The organism is Aeromonas bestiarum, assembly GCF_000819745.1.
Classification (GTDB): Bacteria; Pseudomonadota; Gammaproteobacteria; order Enterobacterales; family Aeromonadaceae; genus Aeromonas; species Aeromonas bestiarum.
Genome location: NZ_CDDA01000017.1, coordinates 20,467 through 46,371 on the forward strand (window position 1 = coordinate 20,467; position 25,905 = coordinate 46,371).

Genomic DNA, 25,905 nt, shown 5'->3' on the forward strand with positions numbered 1-25,905 from the left:
ATGGGCTACCGGCTGCTCTACAACCTGCTGATCCACCTGGGCTTGCCGCTGGCACTGCTGGCGCTTTACAAGCCGAAGAAGGGCAAGCCCGGCTTCGGTGCACGCTGGGCCGAGCATCTGGGACGGACGCCCGCCAGCGGGCAGGAGGCGCCGCTCTGGATCCATGCGGTGAGTGTCGGCGAGACGCTGGCCATCAGCCCCTTTATTCGCGCCCTCAAGGCCGAGCGGCCGGACCTGCCGATCCTGCTCACCACCACCACTCGCACCGGCGCCGAACAGGCAGCCAAGCTGGGCGATCTGGTGGTACATCGCTACGCGCCGCTCGACTACCCCTGGGCGGTGGCCGCCTTCCTCAAGCGCATCAAGCCGCGCGCCCTCTGGGTGATGGAGACAGAGCTGTGGCCGAATTGGCTGGTGGCCTGCGAGACGCGCCACTTGCCGGTGACCATCATCAATGCTCGCCTCTCGGAGCGATCCTGCCAGCGCTATGCCCGCTTCCAGGGGGCGTTCGACGCCTTGAGCCGGCCGCTGACCCATCTGCTCTGCCAGCATCAGGACGATGCCGACCGTTTCCATCGACTTGGCATAGGCCGCGAGCGGCTGGCGGTGACCGGCTCCATCAAGTTCGACATCCAGCTGGGGGACGAGGTGCAGGCCAAGGGGCGTGCCCTGCGCCAGCGTCTGGGACAGGACAGGCCGGTCTGGATCGCTGCCAGCACCCATCAGGGGGAGGACGAGCAGGTATTGGCGGCGTTTGACCGGGTGCTGCACAGCCACCCGCAGGCCCTGCTGATCCTGGTGCCGCGCCACCCCGAGCGCTTCGATCGGGTGGCCGAGCTGTGCGCGCCTTACGGCTGTGCGCGCCGCACCGGCGACGCCCCACTCCGCGAGACGGACAAGGTCTATCTCGGCGATACCATGGGTGAGTTGCCGCTGATGCTGGCGGCGGCCGATGTGGCCTTCGTCGGCGGCAGTCTGGTGAGGGTGGGCGGCCACAACCTGCTGGAGCCGGCGGCGCTGGGCAAGCCTTGTCTGACTGGCCCCGCCTACTTCAACTTCAGCGACATCACCCGCCAGCTGGTGGCTCAGGGTGGTGCTGCCCTGGTGGCCGATGCCGCCGCGCTGGGGGAGAAGGTGAGCGAGCTGCTGGCCGACGAGGGCGAGCGCCGTCAGATGGGCGAACAGGCCCGCGCCGTGGTGCTGCGCAATCAGGGGGCGCTGGCACGCACCCTGTCCCACTGCCTCGCCAGCCTGGAAAACGACTGAATCCGGGCGGATGGGCACGAAAAAACGGAGCGCATGGCGCTCCGTTTTTGTTTGTCGTGGGGCTCTTGGTCAGCGCACGATCAGGCCAAGCAGTATGCCCACCACGCCGAAGTCGGCATCGCTGAAGGTGGTGTTGGCAAAGCCGAGATCCCCCAGCACCGGCAACAGGAACACCGGCAGGAAGGTGATCAGCAGGCCGTTGGCGAAGGCGCCAAGCAGGGCACCGCGACGACCGCCGGTAGCGTTGCCGAACACCCCGGCCGCCGCGCCGACGAAGAAGTGCGGCACCACGCCCGGGATGATGACGGTGAGCCCCAGCAGGTAGAGCAGCACCATGCCAGCCAGACCGGCGGTGAAGCTCGACAGGAAGCCGATCAGCACAGCGTTGGGGGCGTAGGGGAAGACGATGGGGCAGTCGAGCGCCGGCTTGGCGTTCGGCACCAGCTTGTCGGAGATCCCCTTGAAGGCCGGTACTATCTCGGCGATGACCATGCGCACCCCCTGCAGGATGACGTAGACGCCAGCGGCGAAGGTGATGGATTGCATCAGGGAGAACATGAACCAGTGTTTGCCCTTGGCGACGCTGGCGACGAACTCGGGGCCGGCGAAGGCGGAGGTGATGAGGAAGATGATGCCCATGGTGAAGGAGATGGCTACCGGAGTATCGCGCAGGAACAGCAGGCTCTTGGGCACCTGCACCTCTTCACTGCTGTGAGCCTTGTTGCCGAATTTGGCACCGATCCAGCCGGCCAGCACGTAGGAGATGGTGGAGAAGTGGCCGAGCGCCACCTCGTCGGAGCCGGTGATCTGCTTCATGTAGGGGTGGGCGAGGGCCGGGAACAGCACCATGGTGACGCCGACCACCAGGCTGCCGACCGCGATCAGCGGTATGCCGCTCATGCCGCCGGCGGAGAGGATGGCCGCCACCATCATGGACATGAAGAGGGTGTGGTGACCGGTCAGGAAGATGAATTTCCAGGGGGTGAGGCGGGCGATCAGTATGTTCACCAGCATGGCGAAGAACATGATCATCGCCATCTCCTTGCCGAACGACTGCTGGGCGATGGAGACGATGGCCTCGTTGTTGGGAACCACCCCCTTGATGCCGAAGGCGTGCTGGAAGATGGTGGCAAAATCGCCGAGGGAGTTCACCACCAGGGTGGCGCCGGCCCCCAGGATGACAAAGCCCATGATGGTCTTGACCGTGCCCTTTATGCACTCGGTCACGGGTTTCTTCTGGGCGATCAAACCGATAAGCGCGATCAGGCCGACCAGCACGGCCGGCTCCGACAGCACGTCAAACATCAGAAAATTGAAAAATTCCATGGTCAGCTCCAAGCAGATGGAAGAGGCGGCCCGCAGGCCGCATGGTGGATCCTTAGAGTGCGCCCAGTTCGCGCAGGGCGATGGAGAGCTTCTCTTTCATGGCGGCCTTGTCGACCATGTTGTCCAGCGACACCAGCCGGCCGTTGACCCCCATGCTGACGAGCTGCTCGGCGATGTCGCGGGTGGCCACGAACATCTCGGCGGTTTCACTGCCGGCGGAGGCGAGATCCCTGTGATCCACCTCGGCGGTTACATTCAGCTCCTTGAGGATGCTCTTGATGCTCATCTCCATCATCAGGCTGGTGCCCAGGCCGTGTCCGCATACAACCAGAATTTTCATCGTCTCTTCCTCTGTCGGGCGCAGGGCGCCGCTCAGTAACGCGCCAGGATGCGCAAAATATCGTTTTTTGTGTCGGCCGCCATGATGGCCGCCACGTCCTCTTCGTTCATAAACAGCTCTGCCAGCTGGGCTATGGTCTCCACGTGGGAGTTGCTGTCGCTGGCGGCCAGGGTTACCAGCAGCCGGACCGGGTCATTGCCCTCGGAGCCGAAGTTGACCCCGGTTTTCAGCACTGTCAGCCCCAGGCCGAGGCGGTTGACTCCGTCTTCCGGGCGAGCGTGGGGCATGGCCAGGCCCGGGCCCAGCACGTAGTAGGGGCCGAGCTCCTCGTGTGAGCGAAACAGCGCCGCCACATAGGAAGGCTCTATGGTGCCGTTGGCCAGCAGGGGAGCGGTGGCGAGCTCGATGGCATGACGCCAGTCGCGGGCACCCGCTTCGATGGAAATGACCTCTTCGGTCAGCAATTGAGTCAGCATTGCAATGTCCGGGCTGGATAAGATGGCGCCAATCTAGCGATCTTGTCCCGCGATAACTGTGAGCGCGATCTCGAAAGTTAGCGCTACCAGATAGCGCTAACATCGAACTGTGATAGCGCTATCATTTCTATCATGGGAGGGATTCATCTTGCCCCGTCACTCGCTCAAAGGGGGTAAAATCCGGCTTGAGCAAATAGTCAGTGCCGCACTTTTGCCTTAAAGTGAGCACCCGTATGTCGAGGAAGGGAAGGGATGTCAGAAGCGAAGAAGCGCCGTAGCACGGGTCGGGTGACCCTCAACGATGTGGCCCAGCTGGCCGGAGTGGGGGCCATGACGGTGTCCCGTGCCCTGCGCACCCCCGAGCTGGTGTCAGACAAGATGCGCGAACGCATCGACGCCGCCGTGGATGAACTCGGCTACATTCCCAACCGGGCCGCGGGTGCGCTCGCCTCCGCCACCTCCCAGACCATAGTGGTGATAGTGCCCAGCCTGACCGAGCGCGGTTGCGGCGACATGATCGCCGGGCTGCAGCAGACCCTGCTCGATGAGGGCTACCAGATCATGCTGGGGGATGCCCAGCACCTGAAGCTGCAGGAGGAGAGCCTGCTGACCAGCTTCTTGCAGCACAACCCGGCTGCCGTGGTGCTGTTTGGCGGCGATCCCGGCGAGACCATCCGCACCCGGCTGCTGGCGGCCCGCCTGCCGGTGGTGGAGGTGGGGGCCATGGCGCGCCAGCCCATCGATATGAATGTCGGCGTCTCCAACTTCGATGCCGGCTATCAGCTGACCCGTCACCTCATAGAGCGCGGTTATCGCAACATAGGCTTTCTCTGCGCCCGCCAGGAGCAGTGGATGCTGCAACAGCGCATGCAGGGCTGGCAGAAGGCGCTGCTGGACAACTACCTCTCCCCCGATGCCATCATCAACACCTCTGAGCTGCCGAGTTTCAGCACGGGCGCGGCCATGCTGGGGGAGTTTCTGTTGCGCTGGCCCGAGCTGGATGCGCTGGTGTGCGTCAACGACGAGCTGGCGGCCGGGGTGTTGTTCGAATGTCAGCGTCGCCACCTGAGCGTGCCTGGCAAGCTCGCCATCGCCGGCTTCGACGATCTGGACGTGGCGCGCGCCTGTTATCCGGCGCTCACCTCGGTCCGGATCCCCTATCGCCAAATGGGGCAGGAGGCGGCCGAGCTTATCTTGCGCCAGCTGGCTGGCGACCCCGTCATGGGCACGGCCCTGACCCTGGATTTTCAACTGCAGAAGCGTCAAAGCAGCTGATCCCGTTTCACACTCATCAAAGAGGCAACCATGTTCAAGGCTCTGTTACTGGAAAACCAAGACGGCAAGACCACTGCGACTCTGACCCAGCTGGCCGAGAGCCAGTTGCCGGAAGGGGAGGTGCGAGTGGCGGTGAGCCACAGCTCCATCAACTACAAGGACGGGCTGGCCATCACCGGCAAGGGCAAGATAGTGCGTCAGTGGCCGCTGGTGCCCGGCATCGACTTCGCCGGTACAGTGCTGGAATCGACCGATAGCCGCTATCAGATCGGTGACAAGGTGGTGCTGACCGGCTGGGGAGTGGGGGAAGGCCACTGGGGCGGCATGGCCGAACAGGCGCGGGTCAAGGCCGACTGGCTGGTGCCGCTGCCGGCCGGGCTGGATGAACGCCAGGCCATGTGCATCGGCACCGCCGGCCTCACCGCCATGCTCTGCGTGCTGGCACTGGAAGAAGCGGGCGTGACCCCGCAGAGCGGCGAGATCCTGGTGACGGGCGCCGCAGGCGGGGTGGGCTCCACCGCCGTCGCCCTGCTGGCTGCGCTGGGTTATCAGGTCGCGGCCATGACCGGCCGTCCCGAGGAGCAGGGAGCCATGCTGACCGCCCTCGGGGCCAGTCGCATAGTACCGCGCAGCGAGCTGCTGGAGCCCGCCAAGCCGCTGGAGAAGCAGCTGTGGGCCGGGGCGATCGACACAGTCGGCAGCCAGGTGCTGGCCAAGTTGCTGGCCCAGATGAACTACGGTGGCGCCGTGGCTGCCTGCGGGCTGGCGGGCGGCTTCGATCTGCCGACCAGCGTCATGCCCTTCATACTGCGCAACGTGCGGTTGCAGGGGGTCGATTCGGTGATGTGCCCGCTGGCGCGCCGTCAACTGGCGTGGCAGCGGCTGGCGCGGGATCTGCCCGCCAGTTTCTTCGCACAGGCGGTCACCGAGATCGGGCTGGAGCAGGTGGTGGAAGCCGCCGAAGCCATCACGCAAGGCCGGATCGCGGGGCGCACCCTGGTCAAACTTTGATCCTGCCTTGACTGGCGAGCCCCATTTTTCTGGATAGACTTTGAGTGCGGGTGCACTATCCAAGGAGAATGAGCATGGGTGGACACAAGCCGGATTACGATCTCGATGATGAATGGGAACCGGAATCCTGGGAAGAAGAGCTGGATGAATGGGAAGACGAGAGCTGGCAGGACGATGACCCTCTCGACGACCAGTAGTCCACACATTGAGCACACAGGCGGGCCTTGGGGCCCGCCTGTTTTTTTGTGCGGCTCACAGGAATGGGGACGAGCGCTTGGTCGGCGGCATCAGGCTGGCTAGAATGAACTGCCCAAACGACACTCAAGGATGATTATGCGACTCTCTGTCATAGTGTTTGCCGCCCTGCTGGGGGGCTGTGCCTCCCATTCGGATGATCCGTGCGAGAAGGTGTGGAGCGAGGTGGGGGAGGCGGATGGCAAGCTGGGCTTCACCACTGAGCGGGTCGAGTTTCACCAGACCCAGTGCGGCAAGAAGGTGGATGCCGAGTTGTGGAAGCAGGGGCACCAGAAAGGGCTGGCCTGGTATTGCCGGCCGGAGCACCTCTATCTGGCGGGCCGATCCGGCGGCGAATATCGCGGCGTCTGTCCCAACGACACACAGGCGCGCAGATTGTTCGAGCAGGGGCGCCAGGGCTGGACCGATCAATAGCCAGCCGCGCGGATAACCTGCCTTATTCTTCTTTCAACCGCAGCGGCTGACACAGATAGCTCTTGTCATTGGCGCTGCGGGCGCACTTGCCACAGACAAACTTTGGTTTGCGCACTATCTTGCGCAGGGTCTTGAGATCGGTCGGGATCTCGCTGCGACGCCATTCACACAGGGTCTTGTTGCCCATACCGACTACCTCGACAGCTCAGTGAGGCCTAGTGTAATCAATTTTCATTTCGAACACAGCAATACGGCCACCCCTGGGTGGCCGTATTGCTTGCCTGTGTCGGTTACTGGTAGAGGAACTTGGTGAAGATCAGCTCGCGCACCGCCTTCTTGCCGGTCTCTTTCACCAGCAGCTCGTTGGCCCGGGTCTGGCACTCCTTGCGCAGCTCCTCGCGGTTCACCAGCGACTTGATCTGCTCGCCCGTCTTGCTGCCCATCAGGCGTATGATGGCGTCGCGGATCAGCGGGTCGTGCTGCTCCAGCAGCTTGAGATCGGCCTCGTTCTCGGCCATCAGCTCCACAGTGACCCGGATATAGCCGAGAGTTTTGCCATCGCTCAGGTAGTTGGTGATGATGTCGGGATCCAGCAGGTGATAGAGGAAACCCGGCTTGGCGGCTTCGGCCCCTTCGGCGGGCGGCTCCTCCCCGGACGAGGCCTGCGCGTGCAGGGCGCCACAGCTCAGTAACAACACCAGCAGAATTTTGAAGATCTTCATATAGATGGCTCATCAGCGGCAGATACCCCATTTTTGATGTTGCCATCGGGGCCGTCAAGCACGGATGTTCTTACAATTCTCGATTGATTTACGGATAATAAACCGGATTTTAACCTGATAACGGAAATCTCCGGATGGTGAAGCTGTGAAGTCCGAGTTGACTGTTCCCCTCGTCCAGCTCGTCCCGTGGCGGGCTCCCGCAGAGTGCGAGCCGCCAGAGGCACTGCGGCCCTGGTTGCTGGAGGCCGACTCCATGACCCGGCGCCTGCGTCGCCACAATCGCCACTTCTCGCTGCAACTGCTCGGCAATCGCAGCGTTGCCCTTGGCGCCGACGAGCAGCGGCTGGTGGCCGCCGAGCAGCCCCAGGGCCTGTGCCGCGAGGTGATACTGCACGGTGATGGGGGGCCGGCTGTGCTGGGCTGGACCCTGTTTGCCGAAGCCGCCCTGCAAGAGAGCGGGCTGCGCGAGCTGGGTGAACAACCTTTGGGCGAGCGTATCTTCGGTGACGAGCCCGCCCGGCGCGATCACCTGCAACTGGCCTGTTTCGAGATTGCGAGCAATCCCTGGTGCCCGGCCGCCACCGTCTGGGGACGCCGTTCCCGTCTGTTTCTGGGGCAATGGCCACTGCTGGTCCATGAACTCTTCTTGCCCTCGCTGTCATCGAATAAGGAGCCGGAGTGAAGCTGTTAACCAAGGAGCGGGGACTGGCCTATGTGCAGTTGGCCCGCATCGACAAGCCCATCGGCACCCTGCTGCTGCTGTGGCCGACCCTGTGGGCACTCTGGCTGGCGGCCGATGGCCTGCCGGATCTCTGGACCCTGCTGGTGTTCGTGGTGGGGGTATTTCTGATGCGCTCCGCCGGCTGTGTCATCAACGACTACGCGGATCGCAACTTCGACGGTCACGTGAAGCGCACCGCCGGTCGACCCCTGCCCATGGGCAAGGTCAGGCCGCGGGAGGTGCTGGCGCTGTTCGCCGTGCTGGCGCTCATCTCGTTCGGTCTGGTGCTGACCATGAACCCGCTCACCATAGGCCTGTCGTTTGCGGCCCTGCTGCTGGCGGTCTGCTACCCCTTCATGAAGCGCTACATTCCGATCCCGCAGCTGGTGCTCGGCATGGCCTTCTCCTGGTCCATTCCCATGGCCTATGCGGCCCAGGCCAACGCCTTGCCACTGGTGGCCTGGCTGGTATTTCTCGCCAACCTGCTGTGGACCATCGCCTATGACACCCAGTACGCCATGGTGGACAGAGACGATGACCTCAGGCTCGGCCTCAAGTCCAGCGCCATCCTGTTCGGTCGCCACGACAAGCGGATCATCGGCGTGCTGCAACTGGCCACTCTGCTGATCCTGCTGGCGGTGGGTCAACTGAGCGGGCTTGGCTCCAGCTACTACTGGTCGCTGCTGGCGGCGGCGGCGCTGTTTGTCTACCAGCAGCGGCTGATCCGGGAGCGGCAGCGGGAGGCCTGCTTCCAGGCCTTCCTCAACAACAACTATGTGGGCGCACTGGTGTTTGCCGGGGTCGCGCTCAACTACCTGTGAGCCGGCCGCGCTGACGCGGGCGTCCGGGACGCTCACTATTCGAGAGGCGGGGGTTACCCTGCTTCCAATGAAAAAGGCCGCATGCTGCGGCCTTTTTATTGCTCTGTATCTGGCTCTTCTTGAGGTCAGATCCGGTTGCCCGCCTGTATGGTGCGGCGGATCTTGTTGCTCAGCAGCGGCACTATGTTGTCGGCCAGCGCCTGGAAGCGGCCCAGATCCGGTTTGCACTCGGGAGAGAGGTAGCCCTCCTTGCGCAGGGTGTGGATCAGGGTGCTGAACAGCTTCTGGTCGAAGAACTCGGGGGCGTTGATGCCGTGCAGGGTGCCGAGGCGCTCCGCCATCATCAGGCCGTCCGCCTCCAGCTGTTCCGCCTCGACATGGGGCTGGGCCAGCACCCGGGTCAGCACTATGGCGTAGCGTTGCAGCGTCTCCTGAATGCTCTCGGCCAGCAGCAGCAGGCGCATCTGGTTGCCCGGATTGACCCAATGGCCGCCATCGCGCGCCTCGACCAGTTGCTGGCGTTGCAGCTCGGCCAGCAGGGCATCGACCAGCTCCGGCAGCTCATCCTCTTCGTAGCGCAGGAACAGTTCCGTCTTGAGCAGCGGGTAGATGTCGACGCAACGGGCGACTATCTCGCCGCGGGAGATCCCCTCGCAACGCTCGATCAGCGCCGCCACCAGGGAGGGCAGGGCGAACAGATGGAGTATGTTGTTGCGGTAGTAGGTCAGCAGGATCGCCTGATAGCGGTCCAGGCTGATGATCTGGCCCAGCTTGTCCTCGCTCACCTCGAACTTGTTGAGCTCCATCGCCTGATCCAGCAGTGTCTTGGCATCCTCATCCGGGATTGTGCTCTGCGGGCTGTAGGGCACCTGCTTGAGCAGATCCAGATAGGTGTTGAGCTGGGCCTGCAGTTCGTCCCGGGTCAGGGCGTGGCGCTCGGCGGCCAGCAGCGCCAGCGCGCTCAGGGTCAGGCCGTTGACGGCGGCGGCCCCGTTGATGCGGGTCATCAGCAGCTCGGCCAGCTGGTTGACGGTGGGCGCCATCCACTCGGGGCGCTCCTCCTGGCCTATGTCGGCCTTCCAGGCCGGCACATGTTCATTGAGGTAGCTGTTGAGGGTCAGCGGCTCGCCGAAGTTGACGAAGCCCCGGCCATAGTTGCGCAGCTTGCGCAGTATGCCGAGCACCTGCAGGAAGCTCTCCTTCTCCTTGCGGCTGCCCTTGAGCTCGTTGTGGTAGGTGTTTACCTCCATCACGTGCTCGTAGCCGAGATAGACGGGCACCAGGGTGACAGGTCTGTCCAGCCCGCGCATCATGGCCTGCAGTGTCATGGCCAGCATGCCGGTCTTGGGCGGCAGCAGGCGGCCGGTACGCGAACGCCCGCCCTCGGTGAAGAACTCCACCGAGTAGCCCTTGGCAAACAGCAGGTTCAGGTATTCACGAAAGACGGTGCTGTAGAGCGGATTGCCCTTGAAGGTGCGGCGGATGAAGAAGGCGCCGCCGTGGCGAAAGAGCGGGCCTGCCGGCCAGAAGTTGAGGTTGATGCCCGCCGCTATGTGGGGTGGCACCATGCCCTGGTGATAGATGACGTAGGAGAGCAGCAGGTAGTCCATGTGGCTGCGATGGCAGGGCACATAGACGATCTCGTGCCCTTCCTGCGCCAGCTGGCGTACCTTCTCGGCGCCGTTGACCGACAGGCCGCGGTAGAGCTTGTTCCACAGCCAGCCGAGGAAGCTCTCGCCGAGCCGGATCAACCGGTAGGAGAAGTCGGAGGCGATCTCGTCCATGTAGCCGTGGGCGCGTTTCTGCGCCTTCTCCAGGCTGATGCCATCGCGCTGCGCCTCTTCCTCGATCGCCTGCTGGATCACGCTCGAATCCAGCAACTGCCTGAACAGCAGGTTGCGGTTCGGCAGTTTGGGGCCGGTGGCCGCCAGCTGCTGGCGGCTGAAGTGGGTGCGCGCCACCCGCGCCAGCTTGTGGGCTATGGCCTCGTCGGTGCCGTGCTTGTCGGCCATGTGACGCAGGGAGAGCGGCGGGGAGAAGCGCACCAGATTTTCGCGGCCCTTGAGGATCACGATCAGCGCCTTCTTGAGGCGGTTCGGTGCCAGGCTGCTGATGATGTTCCAGCCGGAGGCTTCCTCGCCTTCCCGGCCGGGGGCGCGGCCCCAGAACAGGGTGACGGGCACCACCTGGATATCCAGCGCCGGATCCTGCTTGTGCAGATCCAGCAGCTGGTGGAACTCCTGCAGGAAGGGCAGCGGCTTGCTGCGCTTGCCAAACAGGGGCGGCGGACGGTCCAGACAGACGTAGCGCGGCAGCAACTGGCCGTTCAGCTCCAGCGGCGTGAAGGGGCCGGGCAGGCCGAGATCCTCGCAGCACTGTTGCAGCGTCATCAGGTCGGTGATCGAGCTGGTTTTCAGGGCATAGACTATGGGTCTGGCCGGATCCAGCTTGAGCTCGGTGATGGGATTTTCCGGCAGGCTCTTGTGATTGACCAAGCCACTGACCGGCCATTGCAAGATGGCTCTGGAAATCTTCTGTCCAAGGGACATGTGCGTCTGCTCTCCGAAAAAATGCGGCGTGAGCATAGCAAATCACCGGCGCCTTGTCGCCGAGAGGTACGATGAGTCGGCTGCGCAGGATCAAAACAACGGTAAATGAGCGCCAGGCCATGACAAATGTCAGCTGTGCCTTGCCTTGGCCACAGCACTGTATATACTGCCAGTGTGCTGTATAAAAAGACAGGTGCCAATGTTATGAAACCTCTTACCCCCCGCCAGGCCGAAGTGCTGGAGCTGATCAAGGTGAACATGAGCGAGACCGGCATGCCGCCGACTCGCGCCGAGATTGCCCAGAAGCTTGGTTTCAAGTCGGCCAATGCGGCCGAGGAACATCTGAAGGCCCTGGCCAAGAAAGGGGTCATCGAGATCATGCCGGGGACTTCCCGCGGCATCCGTCTGCTGATCGAAGAGGAAGAGGTGCTGGAAGAGACAGGCCTGCCCCTGATCGGCAAGGTCGCGGCCGGTGAACCTATCCTGGCGCAGGAGCACATCGAGAGCCACTACCAGGTGGATCCTGCCCTGTTCCACCCCCGGGCGGATTTTCTGCTGCGGGTGCAGGGCATGAGCATGAAGAATATCGGCATTCTGGATGGCGACCTGCTGGCGGTCCACAAGACCCAGGAGGTGCGCAACGGCCAGGTAGTGGTGGCGCGCCTCGATGAGGATGTCACCGTCAAGCGCTTCCAGCGCAAGGGCAGCCAGGTGTGGCTGCTGCCGGAAAACGAGGATCTGGAGCCCATAGCGGTGGATCTCTCCAGCCAGCAGCTCACCATAGAAGGGCTGGCCGTCGGCGTGATCCGCAACGCCGACTGGATGTAATCACCCTCGCCATCACACGGCCTCCTGCGGGAGGCCGTGTCGTTTCTGTGTTCCTTTCCCCATGATTTCAATCAGATCCTGATACCCGCCATTTTGTCTGCGGCGAACGGCCGCAGGTGACTCATTTCAGATATATCATTTGGTAAGGCAGTGGACTCGTTGCACTGTCCCCCGAATGCTCGACAAGACGCTCTTTACCCACGTCGCAGGAACCCAGGGGCAGCAGGGATGCATGACAACAGCCTCATGTGAGCTGGACAGCAATGGCATTTGGCCGGCTCACCACAGAGAGAGGCGATATCGCGGGATAAGAAGGGAGGGTGGCCAGCATGGCGCCGACGGCAAGGACCGTCCGGGTAATGAGGGCACACTCGCGCAGTCGACACGCGGCAGTCACAGGATCTGGCCACCTAGCGGTAGCAGACGATGCCGGTCGGCGTGACCTCTTGGTCAAGGAGGACAGGTATGGCTTCAAGCTCGCCATGGGATCCGGGTCTGGCATCGCCCGTTTCTTCCATCACACGGTTCATCAAGGGCAACCGGATGACCCGTTTCTATGCGCTCTGGGTGCATCACAAGGGCGCCTGCTGGACCATCTGGCTGGGCTGTCCCAAGGACAAGATAGTCCGCCTGGTTCGTCTGTTTCACAGCCATCACGACAGGGGACAGGCGGAGGCTCCCTGGACGGCCCCCGTCATACCGCTCCGCGCCCTGGCCCGTCGCCCCCATGAGCGGCGCAGGCTGCAACCCTGATAGCCCCGCGTGCTGCTGACAGCCCCACCCTGACGGTGGGGCTGCTGTTTTCTGGCCTTGTTCGCCCGGCTACCTGCCCATAGCGTCACCCCCTGACCGAAGTTGGATGCCGAATCGGCATCCGGTAGATGGGATGGTCCGGTCCGGGATTGGCTGGGTTACAATGGGTCATCCATTCGGGCCCGGTCTGCGGGCATGTCGAAGTGAAAGGGTCTGTTGTTATGGTTAAACCGCGTTACCCCTTGCTGTTTCTGCTGCTGGTCGGGGGCATGATGGCCGCATTCTACTGGAACCAGCCCTCCCTGCCCGAGCAGGCCGACTACTACCCGGCGGGGCGGGACATCAACCCGTTTGCCTTCACCGACGAGGACGGTCAGCCCTTCGTCCCGGCCAGTCTGGTGGGGCACTGGACCTTCCTGTTTGTCGGTTATACCTTCTGCCCGGATATCTGTCCGACCACGCTGGCGGATCTGCGCTCCGTCTACCCGGCGCTGAAGAAGATCGCACCCGAGAGCCAGGTGGTGTTCATCTCGGCGGATCCGCAGCGGGATGACGTGGCCCGCCTCAAGACCTATACCGCCTTCTTTCACCCCGAGTTCAAGGCGGCAACCGGCTCTCATGACAAGCTGTTCCCGTTTGTGCGCAATCTGGGCCTCATCTACTCCATCGCCGATCAGGGGGAGAAGGAGTACCTGATAGACCACTCCGCCTCCATAGTGCTGATCAACCCGGAAGGCAAGCTGGAGGCCGTATTCCGTCCCCAGATGAGCGAGGGGCAGGTGCCGCACGTGGTCATGGCGACCCTGGTCTCCGATTTCGCCAGAATCGTGCGACTGGAAGGCGAGTGATGCCGGACGAGCGTCGGTTGCCATGCTGATCCCGCCCTGGTTGAAAGATGGCCGGCGCCATGGCGCCGTATTTGCCCTGGCCTTGCCCATGGTGCTCTCCAATATCACCACCCCCTTGCTGGGGCTGGTGGATACCTGGGTGATCGGTCATCTCGGCCAGGCCTGGTTCCTCGGCGGCGTCTCGGTCGGGGCTACCCTCATCAATCTCATCTTCTGGCTGCTGGGTTTCCTGCGCATGTCCACCACAGGGTTGACCGCCCAGGCCCATGGCGCCGGCAGCCCGCACAGCCAGCTCGACACCCTGGCGCGGGCGCTCGGCCTCGCCGTCGGACTGGGGCTGGCCCTGCTACTGCTGTTGCTGCCCTTCCTGCCTTCGCTCATTGCACTCGGTGGCGGTTCTGCCGAGGTGCAGGGCTATGCCGGCGAATATGTGTCGGTACGGATCTGGAGCGCGCCGGCGGCACTCTGCAATCTGGTGATCATGGGCTGGCTGCTGGGCATGCAGGATGCCCGCAGCCCCATGCTGCTGCTGATCTTCACCAACCTGGTCAACATGGCGCTGGATACCTGGTTCGTGCTGGGGCTGGGCTGGCAGGTGAAAGGAGTGGCCGCCGCCTCGCTGCTGGCAGATTACAGCGCCCTGGGGGTCGGACTCTGGCTGGTGAGCCGTCATCTGCGCCGCCTGTCGCCCGAGGTGTGGCAGGGGGCCTGGCAGCGCTGGCGTCAGTGGCCGGCCTTGCTGAGACTGCTCAGTCTGAACCGGGACATCTTCGTCCGCTCCCTCTGTCTGCAGCTCTGTTTCGCCTTCATGACCTTGCAGGGGGCGCGGCTGGGCGACGTGGCGGTCGCCGCCAATGCGGTGCTGCTCAACTTCCTGATGCTCATCTCCTACGGGCTGGATGGCTTTGCCTACGCGGTGGAGGCCATGGTGGGCCGCGCCATAGGCCGGCGGGATCGGCAGGGGTTGCGCGAGGCCATAGTGCTGAATCTGGGGTGGGCGTTATTCATAGCAATGGGTTTCAGTCTGCTGTTTGCGGCGGGTGGCAGTCGGCTCATCGCCCATATCACCGACATTCCGGCGGTGATCGCCGAGGCGAATCGCCAGTTGCCCTGGCTGATCGTCATGCCCTTGCTGGCGGTCTGGTGCTTCCTGCTGGATGGGGTCTTCATAGGCGCGACCCGGGCCCGCGAGATGCGCAACAGCATGCTGGTGGCGGTACTGTGCGGCTTCTTCCCCATCTGGTGGCTCTGTCAGGGCTGGGGTGTGGCCGCCTTGTGGGCCGCCATGGGGGCGCTGATGGCGGGGCGGGGTCTGACGCTGGGGTGGCTGTGCTGGCAACTGGAGCGCGATGGTCGCCTGTTGCACTCACCCCACGGCATGGAACAGGCCGAGGGCGAGCCGTCATAGCCTGGTTGGCATGATCCTGTTGTGAGGGCTGGTCCATCACAGGGGCGGCATCACCCGGTGGCGCCCAAGAGCCTAGAGGGATCCCTCATAGCCAAGCTGGCGCCAGCTCTCATACACGAATACCGCCACCGCATTGGCGAGGTTCATGCTGCGGCTCTGGGGCAGCATGGGGATGCGCAGTCGCTGCTCGAACGGCAGACTCTCGATGAGATCCGCAGGCAGGCCACGACTCTCGGGGCCGAACAGCATGGCGTCGCCGGGGGCAAACTGCACGGCCGAATGGGCGGTTCTTCCCTTGGTGGTGCAGGCGAATACCCGCCTGGGCGCCACCTCGGCCAGAAAGGTGTCATAGTCAGGCCAGCGCTTCACCTCGGCAAACTCGTGATAATCGAGCCCGGCCCGCTTCACCCGCTTGTCATCCCACTCGAAACCCAGCGGCTCTATCAGGTGCAGCCGGTAGCCGGTGTTGGCGCAGAGACGGATGATGTTGCCGGTATTGGGCGGGATTTCCGGTTGGTAGAGCACTATGTCGAGCATGGCGGGATCCTGATGGGGGCCGAGATTGGGGCGAAAGGGGCGCCAGCATACCCAGCGCCCGGGTGGATGAAAAGAGGTGACTCAGCCGATGGGCAGGCGGATGGTGATGGTCAGCCCGGCTGGCTGGTTGCTGCTGGCGCGTATGGTGCCACCGTGACGCTGGATCGCCTCCGAGGCGATGGCCAGCCCGAGCCCGGTGCCGCCTGTCTTGGCGTTGCGGGCATCATCCACCCGAAAGAAGGGCAGGAACAGCTGGGCCTGCTGCTCCACAGGCACGCCGGGGCCATCGTCGCGTATGGTCATCACCCACTCCCGTCCCTCCCGATACCAGTCCACCTTGATGAACTCGCGGGCGTACTTGAGCGCGTTGCGCAGCGGATTCTCCAGCGCCCGCGCCAGCAGCTCGGGCCACATCCGGATCGACTCGGTCGGCAGGGGCGGCAGCCGCAACTGCTTGCCGCTCTGGTTTGCCTCGAACATGGCATCGTCCAGCATGGGCTCCAGCAGCTCCGCCAGCGGCATCACCACGGGCGCCTCCACGTGTTGCTGCACCCGCGACAGGTCGAGCAGGTCGCCGATCAGCTTGTCGAGCCGGCCTATCTCTGACTCTATCCGTGCCAGCTCGCTGCTGTCCCCCTGCTTGCGCCGGATCAGTGCCTGCGCCAGCTGGATGCGGGTAAGCGGGCTGCGCAGCTCGTGGGATATGTCGGACAACAGCTGCTTCTGCTTCTGGATCATGTTCTTGAGGGTATCGACCATGTGGCTGACGTGATCCGCCAGCTGGCCGATCTCGTCGCGCCGCCCCAGGTTGGGGATCTGCATCTCCAGGTTGCCCTCCGCCAGCTGGGAGACAGACCGCTGCAACTGCAGTATGGGGCGGGTCAGGCGCCAGGCCAGCAGCAGGCAGAGCGGGGTGCTGACCAGCATGGCGATGCCCAGGATCTGGATCGGATGATCCAGGATCTGGATGAACAGGAACAGATAGGAGTTTTCGACATTGAGGCCGAAGTAGACGTGATAGATCTGGCCGCGATGCTCCATCTGGAAGGGGCCGGCGATGGCCCGCTTGTGCTCGCTGCCCAGCATGGGCTTGGCCGGGTTGTCCGAATCGAGCATGAAGCGGACCACGAACTTGCTCAGGCGAGTGGTGGACTGCATCTGGCCTTTCTCATCGCGCAGATAGATGTTGTCCACCGGCAGCAGGCCCGCCGCATCTATGGCCTGCACCAGATCGAAGTCATGATCGGGATCCGCCCCCTTCTGCAACGCCTTCAGGTTGTTGTTCATCCGGGTCATCTCGTGCGCCGGCAAGGGGATGATGTTGCGGGGATCCAGGGTCGGCAGTATCACCACGGCCGCCAGCACCACCAGCAGCATGAGCCAGAACCAGAGGAAGATCTGGGTGGAGAGGCCATTGAAGGTGCGGGCCGTGCTCATGCCTGTTCCAGCCACAGGTAGCCGCGGCCGCGCACCGTCTTGAAACGGGGCTGGCCATCGGTGCGCTCCGGCAGCTTCTTGCGCAGGTTGCTCAGGTGCATGTCGATGGCGCGATCGAAGGGTTCCAGCTTCTTGCCGAGCACCTGCTCGGAGAGATGGCTCTTGCTGATGATCTGGCCCGGGTTGCGCAGCAGGCACTCCAGCAGCCCGAATTCGGTGGCGGTGAGCTCCAGCAGCTGATCGCCGCTGCTGGCCTGTTGCAGGCCGGGTTGCAGCACCAGATCCATGAAGCGAAGCTCTTCGGAGGTGCCGCCGCGCTGGGGCTGGGCACTCTGGGTCCGGCGCAGTATGGCGCGCACCCGGGCCAGCAGCTCCCTGTCATCAAATGGTTTGGCGAGATAGTCGTCGGCACCGGCTTCCAGCCCGTTGACCCTGTCCTGGCTGTCGCCACGGGCAGTCAGCATCAGCACCGGGGTGTCGTGGGTCTTGCGCAACCTGGTCAGCATGGCGAAGCCGTTGAGCCTGGGCATCATCACGTCCAGCAGCACCAGGTTGAAGTCCTGCTCGGCCAGTCGCTGCAACCCCTCTTCGCCATCCTCGGCGACAGTGACCTGGAAGCCTTCCAGAGTCAGAATTTCGGTGAGCAGCTGGGTCAGCTCGAGATCGTCGTCGACCAGGAGTATTTTGTGCATCTGAAGTCATTCCGCTGATTTTTCGCGCCAAGCCGGCGCAGGGGTCAGGGTATAATAGATTTTTAACCGCAAGAGGAAAGCCGGTTTTGAGCCATCAACAATATTCCCGCTGGGTGACGCTGGCCAGCATGGCCGCCGTCACCACGGCTACCCTGCTGATCACCGGCAAGCTGATCGCCTGGCTCATGACGGATTCATCGAGTCTGCTGGCGTCGCTCACCGACTCCTTCATGGATGTCAGCGCCTCCATCATCAACCTGCTGGCCATTCGCTATGCGCTGGCGCCGGCCGATGACGAGCACCGCTTCGGCCACGGCAAGGCGGAGTCGCTGGCGGGCCTCATCCAGTCCGCGTTTATTTCGGGCTCGGCCCTGCTGCTGGTGATGCACGGCATCTCCTCCCTGCTCAACCAGGCCCCCATACTGCGGCTCGAAGCGGGTCTCTGGGTCAGTGGCGGCTCCATAGTGCTGACCCTGCTGCTGGTCAGTTTCCAGGGCTTTGTCATCCGCAAGACCAACAGCGTGGCCATCAAGGCCGACATGCTGCACTACCGTTCCGACCTGCTGCTCAACGGCGGCGTCTTGCTGGCGCTGGTGCTGGCGGGGCGGGGCTGGTTCTGGGCCGATGGCCTGTTTGCCATCCTGATCGGCCTGTTCCTGCTGTGGGGCGCCATCCATATCGGCTATGAGTCGGTGCAGGCGCTGCTCGATCGTCAGTTGCCAGCCGAAGAACAAGCGAGAATAATGGCTCTCTGCTGTGACGTCGAAGGTGTCCACGGGGTGCATGATCTGCGTACCCGTCAATCCGGTCCGACCCGCTTCGTGCAGTTGCATCTGGAGCTGGATGATCAGCTCCCTCTGGTCAAGGCCCATCAGATCGCCGATGAAGCCGAACTGGCGGTGCGTCAGGAATTCGAGCGCATGGATGTCATCATTCATATGGACCCCATCTCTGTGGTGCACAAGGAACAGCAAGGCACTCCATCAGAACAACAGTAGGCTGCAACATGGATGATCTGGTTGCCAAAACCTGGCAAAAAATTGAGCGAGAAGCGGCATGCATGGTGACCGAAGAGCCCATGCTGGCCAGCTTCTTTCATTCCACCATTCTCAATCACAAGAACCTGCGCTCGGCCCTCAGCTTCCAGCTGGCCAACAAACTCGACAGCGCCACCATGCCTGCCATCGCCCTGCGCGAGGTGATCGAGCTGGCCCTGCGCAGCGAGCCCGAGTTGCTGGCGGCAGTGGCGGCCGATATCTGCGCCGTGCAGGAGCGTGACCCTGCGGTCGATCTCTTCTCCACCCCGCTGCTCTACCTCAAGGGCTTTCATGCCCTGCAAGGCTATCGGGTCGCCAACTGGCTGTGGCGCCAGGGGCGTCGCTCGCTGGCGCTCTACCTGCAAAACCAGATTTCGGTGGTGTTCGGGGTCGATGTGCACCCGGCGGCGCGGATCGGCAAGGGCATCATGTTTGACCATGCCACCGGCATAGTGGTCGGCGAGACGGCGGTGATCGAGGACGATGTCTCCATACTGCAGAGCGTGACCCTGGGCGGTACCGGCAAGGAGAGCGGCGATCGCCACCCCAAGATCCGCGAAGGGGTCATGATAGGGGCGGGCGCCAAGGTGCTCGGCAATATCGAAGTAGGGATGGGCGCCAAGATAGGTGCCGGCAGCGTGGTGATCAACCCGGTGCCGCCGCACACCACAGTGGCGGGCGTACCGGCCAAGATAGTGGGCCGCCCGGAGTGCGACAAGCCTTCGCTGGATATGGATCAGTGCCTCTGATCCCCTGACCGAGACGATTCGATGGCCAAGCGCTGGTCAGGTTATTTGATCCTGGGGATGTGGCTGCTCAACCTGCTGCACCTCTATCTGGGATTCTCCCCTTGGCCTGCGGCCATCGCCGCCTGGGCCGCCTCCCTGCTCACCTGGCCCTGGCTGGTGGGGGCGGCCAAACGGCAGGCCCTGGCCCTGTACGGGGCCGCGCTTGCGCTGCTGATCTTCTCCTGGTGGCGGGGCGCCAGCCTCAACCCGGGCGACTGGCTGCTGCCCAACATCAACATGCTCACCATGTTTGCCGCCGTGAGCACCCTCAACCTGGCGACGTCAGGCCTGCTGACCGGGACTGCCTCCTGGTCCGGCCGCAAGGGGCTGTGGAGCACCATGGCCAGCCTCAACCTGCTGGGTGCCGTCATCAACCTCTCCGTGCTGTTCATCATCGGCGATCGGCTGGAGCGGGGCGGCACCCTGGAGCGGCGTCAGGTGATGGTGCTGAGCCGGATCTTCTGTGCCGCCGCCTTCTGGTCCCCCTTCTTCGTCGCCATGGCGGTGGCGCTCACCTATGCCCCAGGTCTGCAACTGTCGAGCATACTGCCGTTTGGCGTGGTCGCCGCGCTGCTGGCGATGGGACTGACCGCCTGGCAGGTGGAGCGACTCGGGGTCGAGGACTTTGCCGGCTACCCGCTGCGGTTGCAGACCCTGGGGCTGCCGGTGGCCTTGGCGCTGCTGGTGCTGCTGATCAAGCAGATCTGGCCAGCGCTCGGCATTCTGGCGGTGATCGCCCTGGTGGCACCGCTGCTGGCGCTGCTGTTCATGCCCAGAGCCGGGCGAGGCGCCGCCCTCAAGCGGCAGGTGGTGGAGCGTTTCCCCGCCATCGGCGGTCAGCTGGTGCTGTTTCTGGGGGCCGGTTTGCTGGCCGCCGGCATCAACAGTGCGCTGTCGGTGCTCGAACTCGGGGGCGAGCACGGGCTGCCGCTGTTCAACCACTTCGGCTGGCTGGAGTCATCCCTGACCCTGCTGCTGATCCTGTTGGTGGCCATCGTCGGCGTGCATCCGCTCATCAGCATCTCCGGGCTGGCGCCGCTGCTCTGGCCGCTGGCGCCGGATCCCAGCCTGCTCGGCATGTGTTTTCTGCTGGGGTGGGGGCTGGCGACCGGCACCAGTCCGCTCTCCGGCTCCAACCTGGCGCTGGCGTCCCGCTACAACCTGAGTGCCGGCTTGATCCTGCGCTGGAACCTGCTCTATGGCCTGTTGATGTACGGGGTCGCCTGCCTGTTGCTGGGGGCTTATATCACGCTGCACAGCTGACGGGGTAATCTGGCGGCGCGGTATGGGGATTCGAGATTGGATGCCTGTTGTCGGGGACTTGAATCACGCCGCATGGCTGACGGGATAATCTGGAAACCGGGTTCGACGACATGCCCGTGGTCACTGCCTCGGCGAAGGGTTGTCTGTCGGTTGTCAGGGTCTTGTCGCGGTCCGGGCGCAGGATGCGAGAAAAACAGACGCATATTTAGGCAATACATCTATGGAAGGCGCATTTTACAGCGCACTGGCTTGTTTGTGCTGATGCCCTCAGGGTATGCTGGCTTCACGCGCTTGAATCGCCCTCTGTGGGGCATCGCAATTGAACATACAGGTATGCATATGTCACTAGAAGTCCTTGAGCAACTCGAATCCAAAGTACAATCCGCCGTCGACAACATCTCTCTGCTGAAGATGGAGCTGGACGAGCTGAAAGAGCAGAACGGCAAGCTGCAAGACGAAAACCATCAGCTGCGCAACGAACACGTTGCCTGGCAGGAACGTCTGCGCGCCCTGCTGGGCAAGATGGATCAGATGGGCGAAACCATCTAGTCCGCTGCCGGTTGGCAACATTGAAAACGGGCCGCTCCATGAGCGGCCCGTTTGTTTGTGGCGGGGTGGGGATTACAGCGTTAACAGCTGTTTGACCGTCTTCTCGATGCCGTCCGCAGCTTCGACTATGTTGTTGGCCAGCATGTAGGCGGGGGTGGAGATCACCTTGCGCTCCTGATCCACCACGAACTCGTTGACCGGGCAGTTGAGATGGCTGCCGCCCATGGCCTCTATGGCGTTGGCGGTGCCCTCGTCATGGCCTATGGTGGCCAGGGTGCCGGCGCCGTAGATGAGCGGGATCATGGCCGGCGCGATGCAGATGTAGGCTGCCGGCTTGCGGGCATTGGCAAAGCTCTGACACGCTTTCAGCACATCCGGCTGGATCTGGCACCCGGCGCCCTTGGTGGCGAAGTCGCACAGGTTCTTGGCCGCCCCAAAGCCACCTGGCACCAGCAGGGCGTCATAATCGGCCGCATCCAGTTCGGCCACATCCCTGATCTGGCCGCGGCAGATGCGCGCCGCCTCGACCAGCACGTTGCGGCTCTCCCCCTCGCTGACGTCACCCGTCAGGTGGTTGACCACATGCAACTGCGCCACGTTCGGGGCGAAGCATTGGGTGGTGGCGCCATGGCGGGCCAGCGCCAGCAGGCTGATGACGGCTTCATGGATCTCGGCCCCGTCAAACACGCCACAGCCACTCAAAATCACGGCCACTTTTTTCATGGCAAACTCCTCGTTGTTGAAAATGTGAGCCAGGATAGATTGTTGTACTTTTGTATGGTTATCGCTCGCCATCCGCTGGTCAAGTCATCTCGCTGTGCTAGGATTGTTTCGTTTTGGATCCTGCCGTACCTACTCCCTTAAATCTTTTTCCACATTGATCGAGATCATTCTAACAGTCTCGCGATCGGTTTTTACGATCTCAAGATGCTGTTTTATATGGCTTTTATATTTTTTGTGCACAGTTTTATCACTGTGGCTCATACTGCGCCCCATTTTTGGACACAGACTTATCCACAGCTTGAGTCCCCTTGGCTGCCCGCTTAGGGTGCTGCTGCACCCCTTGGTGTGAGGGGGGCCCTGTGGCATCCTAGCGGCTGTTTATCTCTGGCAGGACGATTTCATGGCCCCTAGCAACCCCCTTATTCTGGTCGACGGCTCTTCTTATCTTTACCGCGCCTTCTTCGCCTCCCAGCAGGCCGATCTGCGCACATCGACCGGTTTGCCGAGCGGCGCCGTCCGTGTCATGGCCAACATGATGCGCAGCCTGCGCAAGCAATACCCTGACTGCCATGTGGCCGTGGTGTTTGACGCCAAGGGTAAGACCTTCCGCGACGACATCTATCCCGAGTACAAGGCGACCCGTGCCAGCATGCCGGACGATCTGCGCAGCCAGGTCGCCCCCATTCACCAGATGATCAAGGCGATGGGCTTCCCCTTCTTGATGGTCGAAGGCGTCGAGGCCGACGACGTGATCGGCACGCTCGCCCGCCAGGCAACCGAGAAGCAGCTGCCCGTGCTGATTAGCACGGGTGACAAGGACATGGCGCAGCTGGTCTCAGACCACGTCACCCTGATCGACACCATGAAAGATGTTAAGACCGACAGGGAAGGGGTGATCGAGAAGTTTGGCGTGCCGCCGGAGCTCATCATCGACTATCTGGCCCTGATGGGTGACAAGGTAGACAACATCCCCGGCATGGCAGGCGTCGGCGAGAAGACGGCGTTGGCCCTGTTGCAGGGGATCGGCAGCATAGACGAGATCGCCGCCAATCTGGACAAGGTGGCGGCCCTCGGCTTCCGCGGTTCCAAGGCGTTCGCCGACAAGTTCCGCGAGCAGGAGGAGCAGGTGCGCCTCTCTTATATCCTGGCGACCATCAAAACCGATGTCGAGCTGGAACAGAGTCTGGAACAGCTGTTGCTCAAACCGGTCGACAAGGAGTCCCTGCTGGCCGTCTATCGCGAATATGAGCTGCGCAACCTGATCAAGGAGCTGGAGTCCGGTGGCGAAGAGGGTGCCGGTCCGGAAGAGGGGAGCGATGACACAGCTGCCCCCGTTGTCGCCATCGAAACCGACTACCGCTGCATTCTGGACGAGACCGAGTTTGACGACTGGCTGGCGCAGTTGCAGGCGGCGCCGTTGTTCGCCTTCGATACCGAAACTACCAGCCTCGACTATATGGAGGCACGCATCGTCGGGGTCTCCTTCGCCGTCGAAGCGGGCAAGGCCGCCTATGTGCCCTTTGGTCACGATTATCTGGGGGCACCGGTGCAACTGACCGAAGCCGTGGTGCTGGGCAAGCTCAAGCCGTTGCTGGAAGATCCGACCCGTCTCAAGGTGGGTCAGAACCTCAAGTACGATCGCAACGTGCTGCTCAACCACGACATCGACCTGCAGGGCATCGCCTACGACACCATGCTCGAGTCCTATGTGCTCAACTCCACCGCCAGCCGTCACGACATGGATTCGCTGGCCAAACGTTATCTCGGGGTCGAGACCACCTCGTTTGAAGATATCGCGGGCAAAGGGGTCAAGCAGCTCACCTTCAACCAGATCGAGCTGGAGCAGGCCGCCCCCTATGCGGCGGAAGATGCCGACATCACCCTGCGCCTGCACCAGACTCTATGGGGCCAGCTGGAAGCCGTGCCTGGCCTGTGCCAGGTATTCAGCGACATCGAGCTGCCATTGCTGCCGGTACTGGCACGGATGGAATTGCTCGGCACCACCATAGATCCCAAGCTGCTGCATCAGCAGAGTCAGGAGATAGAGCTGCGTCTGGCCGAACTGGAGCGTCAGGCCCATGAGCTGGCCGGGCAGGAGTTCAACCTCTCCTCACCCAAGCAGCTGGGGGAGATCCTCTTCACCAAGCTGGGGCTGCCTATCATCAAGAAGACCCCCAAGGGAGCGCCGTCCACCGCGGAAGAGGTGCTGGCCGAGCTGGCCGAGACCTACGAGCTGCCGCGTCTGCTGATGGAACACCGCACGCTGGCCAAGCTCAAGTCCACCTATACCGACAAGCTGCCGCTGATGATCAAGCCCCAGACCGGGCGGGTACACACCTCCTATCATCAGGCGGTGGCGGCCACCGGCCGTTTGTCCTCCTCTGACCCCAACTTGCAGAACATCCCGGTGCGCAACGAACAGGGTCGCCGGATCCGCCAGGCCTTCATTCCTAGCGCCGGTTACAAGCTGGTGGCGGCTGACTACTCCCAGATCGAGCTGCGCATCATGGCGCACCTCTCCGGTGACAAGGGGCTGCTGACCGCGTTTGCCGAGGGCAAGGACATCCACAAGGCAACCGCTGCCGAGGTGTTCGGGGTCGCGCTCGATGCGGTCACCACCGACATGCGCCGCAGCGCCAAGGCGATCAACTTCGGCCTCATCTATGGCATGAGCGCCTTCGGCTTGGCCAAACAGCTGGGGATAGGTCGCGCCGAGGCGCAGAAGTACATGGATCTCTACTTCGAACGCTACCCGGGCGTGCTGGAATACATGGAGCGCACCCGCCAGCAGGCGGAAGCCCAGGGCTATGTCGAGACCCTGTTTGGTCGTCGCCTCTATCTGCCGGATATCAAATCCCGTAACGCCGGTCTGCGCAAGGCCGCCGAGCGGGCCGCGATCAACGCCCCCATGCAGGGGACGGCCGCCGACATCATTAAGCGCGCCATGATCAACGTGGATGGCTGGATCCGCGGCATCGAGGATGAGTCGATCCGCATGTTGATGCAGGTACACGATGAACTGGTGTTCGAGATCCGCGAAGAGAAGCTGGAGGAGTACGTCGCCATCATCAAGGAGAAGATGTCGGCGGCGGCCGAGCTGCATGTGCCCCTGCTGGTCGAGGCGGGAACCGGCGATAACTGGGATCAGGCCCACTAACGTTCTGCACTCTGTTGCTGTATGGATAGCTATATAAGAAGAGAAGCCCGGCATCACGCCGGGCTTCCTGTTTACAGCGTGCGTATCAGGCTTCTTGCAGGTACTCGTCCTTGAGCAGGACATAGTTGTCGGCCGAGGTCTTGAGAAACGCGATCTCGGCAGGCTTGAGCGCCCGGGCCTGTTTGACCGGGTTGCCCATATAGAGGAAGCCGGCTTCGAGTCGCTTGCCCGGCGGCACCAGACTGCCGGCGCCTATCATCACGTCGTCTTCTACTACCACTCCATCCAGAATGATGGCCCCCATGCCGACCAGCACCCGGTTGCCTAGGGTGCAGCCGTGCAGCATGGCCTTGTGGCCGACGGTGACATCTTCCCCGATCAACAGCGGGTAGCCGCCAGGATTGCTGGCACTCTTGCGAGTGAGGTGCAGCACTGTGCCGTCCTGAATATTGCTGCGAGCCCCGATGCGTATGTGGTTCACATCACCCCGGGCCGCCACCATGGGCCAGATGCTGGCATCGTCGGCCAGCTCTATATCTCCCACCAGGGTAGCGCAGGGGTCTACATATACCCGTTTGCCCAGTTGCGGGCGTTTTCCCTTGTAAGGTCTCAGTCGCAAGTCCATCTTGGCCTCCTTGTTTTCGGCCATTCTAGCAATCCAAGGCCAGTTTCTGTGGATAAGTTTGTAGAAAAGCTGTGGTTGGTTATG

General features: G+C 62.8%; 27 protein-coding genes. 16 read left to right on the forward strand and 11 right to left on the reverse strand.

What is annotated here, in order from left to right:
* Window positions 1-1,266: a lipid IV(A) 3-deoxy-D-manno-octulosonic acid transferase gene (gene waaA / locus BN1118_RS10255; RefSeq protein ID WP_043555923.1), complete on the forward strand. Its 1,266-nt coding sequence runs from the start codon at window positions 1-3 to the stop codon at window positions 1,264-1,266.
* Window positions 1,267-1,335: 69 nt separating this feature from the next.
* Here the strand turns inward: waaA and BN1118_RS10260 are convergent, their stop codons facing one another.
* From BN1118_RS10260 to BN1118_RS10270, 3 genes are read right to left on the reverse strand one after another with little or no spacing between them, the layout of a single operon-like run.
* Window positions 1,336-2,592: a PTS ascorbate transporter subunit IIC gene (locus tag BN1118_RS10260; RefSeq protein ID WP_043555924.1), complete on the reverse strand. Its 1,257-nt coding sequence runs from the start codon at window positions 2,590-2,592 to the stop codon at window positions 1,336-1,338.
* A gap of 52 nt (window positions 2,593-2,644) precedes the next feature.
* Window positions 2,645-2,932, reverse strand: a complete 288-nt coding sequence (locus BN1118_RS10265; RefSeq protein WP_043139596.1) for a PTS sugar transporter subunit IIB — start codon at window positions 2,930-2,932, stop codon at window positions 2,645-2,647.
* A 32-nt stretch (window positions 2,933-2,964) separates the two neighbouring features.
* On the reverse strand, window positions 2,965-3,408 hold the full coding sequence (locus BN1118_RS10270) for a PTS sugar transporter subunit IIA (protein ID WP_043139594.1): 444 nt from the start codon (window positions 3,406-3,408) through the stop codon (window positions 2,965-2,967).
* A gap of 252 nt (window positions 3,409-3,660) precedes the next feature.
* On the opposite strand from BN1118_RS10270, the gene BN1118_RS10275 reads away from it, so the two are divergent.
* The 4 genes from BN1118_RS10275 to BN1118_RS10285 all read left to right on the forward strand — a co-directional run bounded on the left by BN1118_RS10275 (window position 3,661) and on the right by BN1118_RS10285 (window position 6,363).
* On the forward strand, window positions 3,661-4,683 hold the full coding sequence (locus tag BN1118_RS10275; RefSeq protein ID WP_043139592.1) for a LacI family DNA-binding transcriptional regulator: 1,023 nt from the start codon (window positions 3,661-3,663) through the stop codon (window positions 4,681-4,683).
* Between the two features lie 30 nt (window positions 4,684-4,713).
* Complete coding sequence (acuI, locus tag BN1118_RS10280; protein ID WP_043555925.1) at window positions 4,714-5,694, forward strand: acrylyl-CoA reductase (NADPH); 981 nt, start codon at window positions 4,714-4,716, stop codon at window positions 5,692-5,694.
* Between the two features lie 74 nt (window positions 5,695-5,768).
* Window positions 5,769-5,891, forward strand: coding sequence for a hypothetical protein (locus tag BN1118_RS22355; RefSeq protein WP_111589670.1), 123 nt, complete (start codon window positions 5,769-5,771; stop codon window positions 5,889-5,891).
* Window positions 5,892-6,027: 136 nt separating this feature from the next.
* Window positions 6,028-6,363, forward strand: a complete 336-nt coding sequence (locus tag BN1118_RS10285) for a DUF2799 domain-containing protein (protein WP_042873408.1) — start codon at window positions 6,028-6,030, stop codon at window positions 6,361-6,363.
* A 22-nt stretch (window positions 6,364-6,385) separates the two neighbouring features.
* On the opposite strand, the gene BN1118_RS21690 is transcribed toward BN1118_RS10285, so the two are convergent.
* The gene (locus BN1118_RS21690; RefSeq protein WP_005321246.1) at window positions 6,386-6,550 is read right to left on the reverse strand and encodes a hypothetical protein; all 165 of its coding nucleotides are present in this window, start codon (window positions 6,548-6,550) and stop codon (window positions 6,386-6,388) included.
* Window positions 6,551-6,653: 103 nt separating this feature from the next.
* Window positions 6,654-7,085, reverse strand: a complete 432-nt coding sequence (locus BN1118_RS10290) for a flagellar basal body-associated FliL family protein (protein ID WP_043139574.1) — start codon at window positions 7,083-7,085, stop codon at window positions 6,654-6,656.
* Between the two features lie 145 nt (window positions 7,086-7,230).
* Between BN1118_RS10290 and BN1118_RS10295 the strand changes: the two genes are divergently transcribed.
* Both BN1118_RS10295 and ubiA read left to right on the forward strand, forming a co-directional pair.
* On the forward strand, window positions 7,231-7,767 hold the full coding sequence (locus tag BN1118_RS10295; protein WP_043139568.1) for a chorismate--pyruvate lyase family protein: 537 nt from the start codon (window positions 7,231-7,233) through the stop codon (window positions 7,765-7,767).
* Window positions 7,764-8,627: a 4-hydroxybenzoate octaprenyltransferase gene (gene ubiA / locus BN1118_RS10300; protein ID WP_043555931.1), complete on the forward strand. Its 864-nt coding sequence runs from the start codon at window positions 7,764-7,766 to the stop codon at window positions 8,625-8,627. The genes BN1118_RS10295 and ubiA overlap by 4 nt, the downstream gene beginning before the upstream one ends.
* A gap of 125 nt (window positions 8,628-8,752) precedes the next feature.
* Here ubiA and plsB read toward each other — a convergent pair whose 3' ends face one another.
* Window positions 8,753-11,176: a glycerol-3-phosphate 1-O-acyltransferase PlsB gene (plsB, locus tag BN1118_RS10305; RefSeq protein ID WP_043139561.1), complete on the reverse strand. Its 2,424-nt coding sequence runs from the start codon at window positions 11,174-11,176 to the stop codon at window positions 8,753-8,755.
* Window positions 11,177-11,380: 204 nt separating this feature from the next.
* On the opposite strand from plsB, the gene lexA reads away from it, so the two are divergent.
* The 4 genes from lexA to BN1118_RS10325 all read left to right on the forward strand — a co-directional run bounded on the left by lexA (window position 11,381) and on the right by BN1118_RS10325 (window position 15,013).
* Window positions 11,381-12,004, forward strand: a complete 624-nt coding sequence (lexA, locus tag BN1118_RS10310; RefSeq protein WP_042873420.1) for a transcriptional repressor LexA — start codon at window positions 11,381-11,383, stop codon at window positions 12,002-12,004.
* 465 nt (window positions 12,005-12,469) lie between these two features.
* Window positions 12,470-12,757, forward strand: coding sequence for a hypothetical protein (locus BN1118_RS10315; RefSeq protein ID WP_043139557.1), 288 nt, complete (start codon window positions 12,470-12,472; stop codon window positions 12,755-12,757).
* A 221-nt stretch (window positions 12,758-12,978) separates the two neighbouring features.
* Window positions 12,979-13,605, forward strand: a complete 627-nt coding sequence (locus BN1118_RS10320; protein WP_043139555.1) for an SCO family protein — start codon at window positions 12,979-12,981, stop codon at window positions 13,603-13,605.
* Between the two features lie 22 nt (window positions 13,606-13,627).
* Entirely contained in the window at window positions 13,628-15,013 is a 1,386-nt protein-coding gene (locus tag BN1118_RS10325; RefSeq protein WP_052159092.1) for an MATE family efflux transporter, read from the forward strand.
* 72 nt (window positions 15,014-15,085) lie between these two features.
* Here BN1118_RS10325 and trmL read toward each other — a convergent pair whose 3' ends face one another.
* The 3 genes from trmL to BN1118_RS10340 form a co-directional block, all read right to left on the reverse strand.
* Complete coding sequence (gene trmL, locus BN1118_RS10330) at window positions 15,086-15,550, reverse strand: tRNA (uridine(34)/cytosine(34)/5-carboxymethylaminomethyluridine(34)-2'-O)-methyltransferase TrmL (protein WP_043555933.1); 465 nt, start codon at window positions 15,548-15,550, stop codon at window positions 15,086-15,088.
* 81 nt (window positions 15,551-15,631) lie between these two features.
* Window positions 15,632-16,987 carry an ATP-binding protein gene (locus BN1118_RS10335; RefSeq protein WP_043139550.1) on the reverse strand — a complete coding sequence of 452 codons (1,356 nt, stop codon included), beginning with the start codon at window positions 16,985-16,987 and terminating at the stop codon, window positions 15,632-15,634.
* Window positions 16,984-17,679, reverse strand: coding sequence for a response regulator (locus tag BN1118_RS10340; RefSeq protein ID WP_042868484.1), 696 nt, complete (start codon window positions 17,677-17,679; stop codon window positions 16,984-16,986). The genes BN1118_RS10335 and BN1118_RS10340 overlap by 4 nt, the downstream gene beginning before the upstream one ends.
* An 86-nt stretch (window positions 17,680-17,765) precedes the next feature.
* On the opposite strand from BN1118_RS10340, the gene fieF reads away from it, so the two are divergent.
* The 4 genes from fieF to BN1118_RS22025 all read left to right on the forward strand — a co-directional run bounded on the left by fieF (window position 17,766) and on the right by BN1118_RS22025 (window position 21,316).
* Window positions 17,766-18,677: a cation efflux pump FieF gene (gene fieF / locus BN1118_RS10345; RefSeq protein WP_043139544.1), complete on the forward strand. Its 912-nt coding sequence runs from the start codon at window positions 17,766-17,768 to the stop codon at window positions 18,675-18,677.
* An 8-nt stretch (window positions 18,678-18,685) separates the two neighbouring features.
* On the forward strand, window positions 18,686-19,465 hold the full coding sequence (cysE, locus tag BN1118_RS10350; RefSeq protein WP_042868480.1) for a serine O-acetyltransferase: 780 nt from the start codon (window positions 18,686-18,688) through the stop codon (window positions 19,463-19,465).
* A gap of 21 nt (window positions 19,466-19,486) precedes the next feature.
* Window positions 19,487-20,767, forward strand: a complete 1,281-nt coding sequence (locus BN1118_RS10355) for a hypothetical protein (protein WP_043555937.1) — start codon at window positions 19,487-19,489, stop codon at window positions 20,765-20,767.
* Window positions 20,768-21,106: 339 nt separating this feature from the next.
* Window positions 21,107-21,316: a cell division protein ZapB gene (locus tag BN1118_RS22025; RefSeq protein WP_042037447.1), complete on the forward strand. Its 210-nt coding sequence runs from the start codon at window positions 21,107-21,109 to the stop codon at window positions 21,314-21,316.
* A gap of 72 nt (window positions 21,317-21,388) precedes the next feature.
* Here the strand turns inward: BN1118_RS22025 and elbB are convergent, their stop codons facing one another.
* Window positions 21,389-22,039 (reverse strand): isoprenoid biosynthesis glyoxalase ElbB, encoded by a 651-nt coding sequence (gene elbB / locus BN1118_RS10365; RefSeq protein WP_043139533.1) that lies wholly within the window; start codon window positions 22,037-22,039, stop codon window positions 21,389-21,391.
* 400 nt (window positions 22,040-22,439) lie between these two features.
* On the opposite strand from elbB, the gene polA reads away from it, so the two are divergent.
* Entirely contained in the window at window positions 22,440-25,196 is a 2,757-nt protein-coding gene (gene polA / locus BN1118_RS10370; RefSeq protein ID WP_043555940.1) for a DNA polymerase I, read from the forward strand.
* A gap of 85 nt (window positions 25,197-25,281) precedes the next feature.
* Here polA and BN1118_RS10375 read toward each other — a convergent pair whose 3' ends face one another.
* Complete coding sequence (locus BN1118_RS10375) at window positions 25,282-25,821, reverse strand: gamma carbonic anhydrase family protein (protein ID WP_043555943.1); 540 nt, start codon at window positions 25,819-25,821, stop codon at window positions 25,282-25,284.
* Window positions 25,822-25,905: the final 84 nt, after the last annotated feature.

Bases quoted from the DNA above. Each gene is read 5' to 3' on its own strand.
- waaA (WP_043555923.1), top strand. From the start codon at position 1: ATGGGCTACCGGCTGCTCTACAACCTGCTGATCCACCTGGGCTTGCCG.
- BN1118_RS10260 (WP_043555924.1), bottom strand. From the start codon at position 2,592: ATGGAATTTTTCAATTTTCTGATGTTTGACGTGCTGTCGGAGCCGGCC.
- BN1118_RS10265 (WP_043139596.1), bottom strand. From the start codon at position 2,932: ATGAAAATTCTGGTTGTATGCGGACACGGCCTGGGCACCAGCCTGATG.
- BN1118_RS10270 (WP_043139594.1), bottom strand. From the start codon at position 3,408: ATGCTGACTCAATTGCTGACCGAAGAGGTCATTTCCATCGAAGCGGGT.
- BN1118_RS10275 (WP_043139592.1), top strand. From the start codon at position 3,661: ATGTCAGAAGCGAAGAAGCGCCGTAGCACGGGTCGGGTGACCCTCAAC.
- acuI (WP_043555925.1), top strand. From the start codon at position 4,714: ATGTTCAAGGCTCTGTTACTGGAAAACCAAGACGGCAAGACCACTGCG.
- BN1118_RS22355 (WP_111589670.1), top strand. From the start codon at position 5,769: ATGGGTGGACACAAGCCGGATTACGATCTCGATGATGAATGGGAACCG.
- BN1118_RS10285 (WP_042873408.1), top strand. From the start codon at position 6,028: ATGCGACTCTCTGTCATAGTGTTTGCCGCCCTGCTGGGGGGCTGTGCC.
- BN1118_RS21690 (WP_005321246.1), bottom strand. From the start codon at position 6,550: ATGGGCAACAAGACCCTGTGTGAATGGCGTCGCAGCGAGATCCCGACC.
- BN1118_RS10290 (WP_043139574.1), bottom strand. From the start codon at position 7,085: ATGAAGATCTTCAAAATTCTGCTGGTGTTGTTACTGAGCTGTGGCGCC.
- plsB (WP_043139561.1), bottom strand. From the start codon at position 11,176: ATGTCCCTTGGACAGAAGATTTCCAGAGCCATCTTGCAATGGCCGGTC.
- lexA (WP_042873420.1), top strand. From the start codon at position 11,381: ATGAAACCTCTTACCCCCCGCCAGGCCGAAGTGCTGGAGCTGATCAAG.
- BN1118_RS10315 (WP_043139557.1), top strand. From the start codon at position 12,470: ATGGCTTCAAGCTCGCCATGGGATCCGGGTCTGGCATCGCCCGTTTCT.
- BN1118_RS10320 (WP_043139555.1), top strand. From the start codon at position 12,979: ATGGTTAAACCGCGTTACCCCTTGCTGTTTCTGCTGCTGGTCGGGGGC.
- BN1118_RS10325 (WP_052159092.1), top strand. From the start codon at position 13,628: ATGCTGATCCCGCCCTGGTTGAAAGATGGCCGGCGCCATGGCGCCGTA.
- trmL (WP_043555933.1), bottom strand. From the start codon at position 15,550: ATGCTCGACATAGTGCTCTACCAACCGGAAATCCCGCCCAATACCGGC.
- BN1118_RS10335 (WP_043139550.1), bottom strand. From the start codon at position 16,987: ATGAGCACGGCCCGCACCTTCAATGGCCTCTCCACCCAGATCTTCCTC.
- BN1118_RS10340 (WP_042868484.1), bottom strand. From the start codon at position 17,679: ATGCACAAAATACTCCTGGTCGACGACGATCTCGAGCTGACCCAGCTG.
- cysE (WP_042868480.1), top strand. From the start codon at position 18,686: ATGGATGATCTGGTTGCCAAAACCTGGCAAAAAATTGAGCGAGAAGCG.
- BN1118_RS10355 (WP_043555937.1), top strand. From the start codon at position 19,487: ATGGCCAAGCGCTGGTCAGGTTATTTGATCCTGGGGATGTGGCTGCTC.
- BN1118_RS22025 (WP_042037447.1), top strand. From the start codon at position 21,107: ATGTCACTAGAAGTCCTTGAGCAACTCGAATCCAAAGTACAATCCGCC.
- elbB (WP_043139533.1), bottom strand. From the start codon at position 22,039: ATGAAAAAAGTGGCCGTGATTTTGAGTGGCTGTGGCGTGTTTGACGGG.
- polA (WP_043555940.1), top strand. From the start codon at position 22,440: ATGGCCCCTAGCAACCCCCTTATTCTGGTCGACGGCTCTTCTTATCTT.
- BN1118_RS10375 (WP_043555943.1), bottom strand. From the start codon at position 25,821: ATGGACTTGCGACTGAGACCTTACAAGGGAAAACGCCCGCAACTGGGC.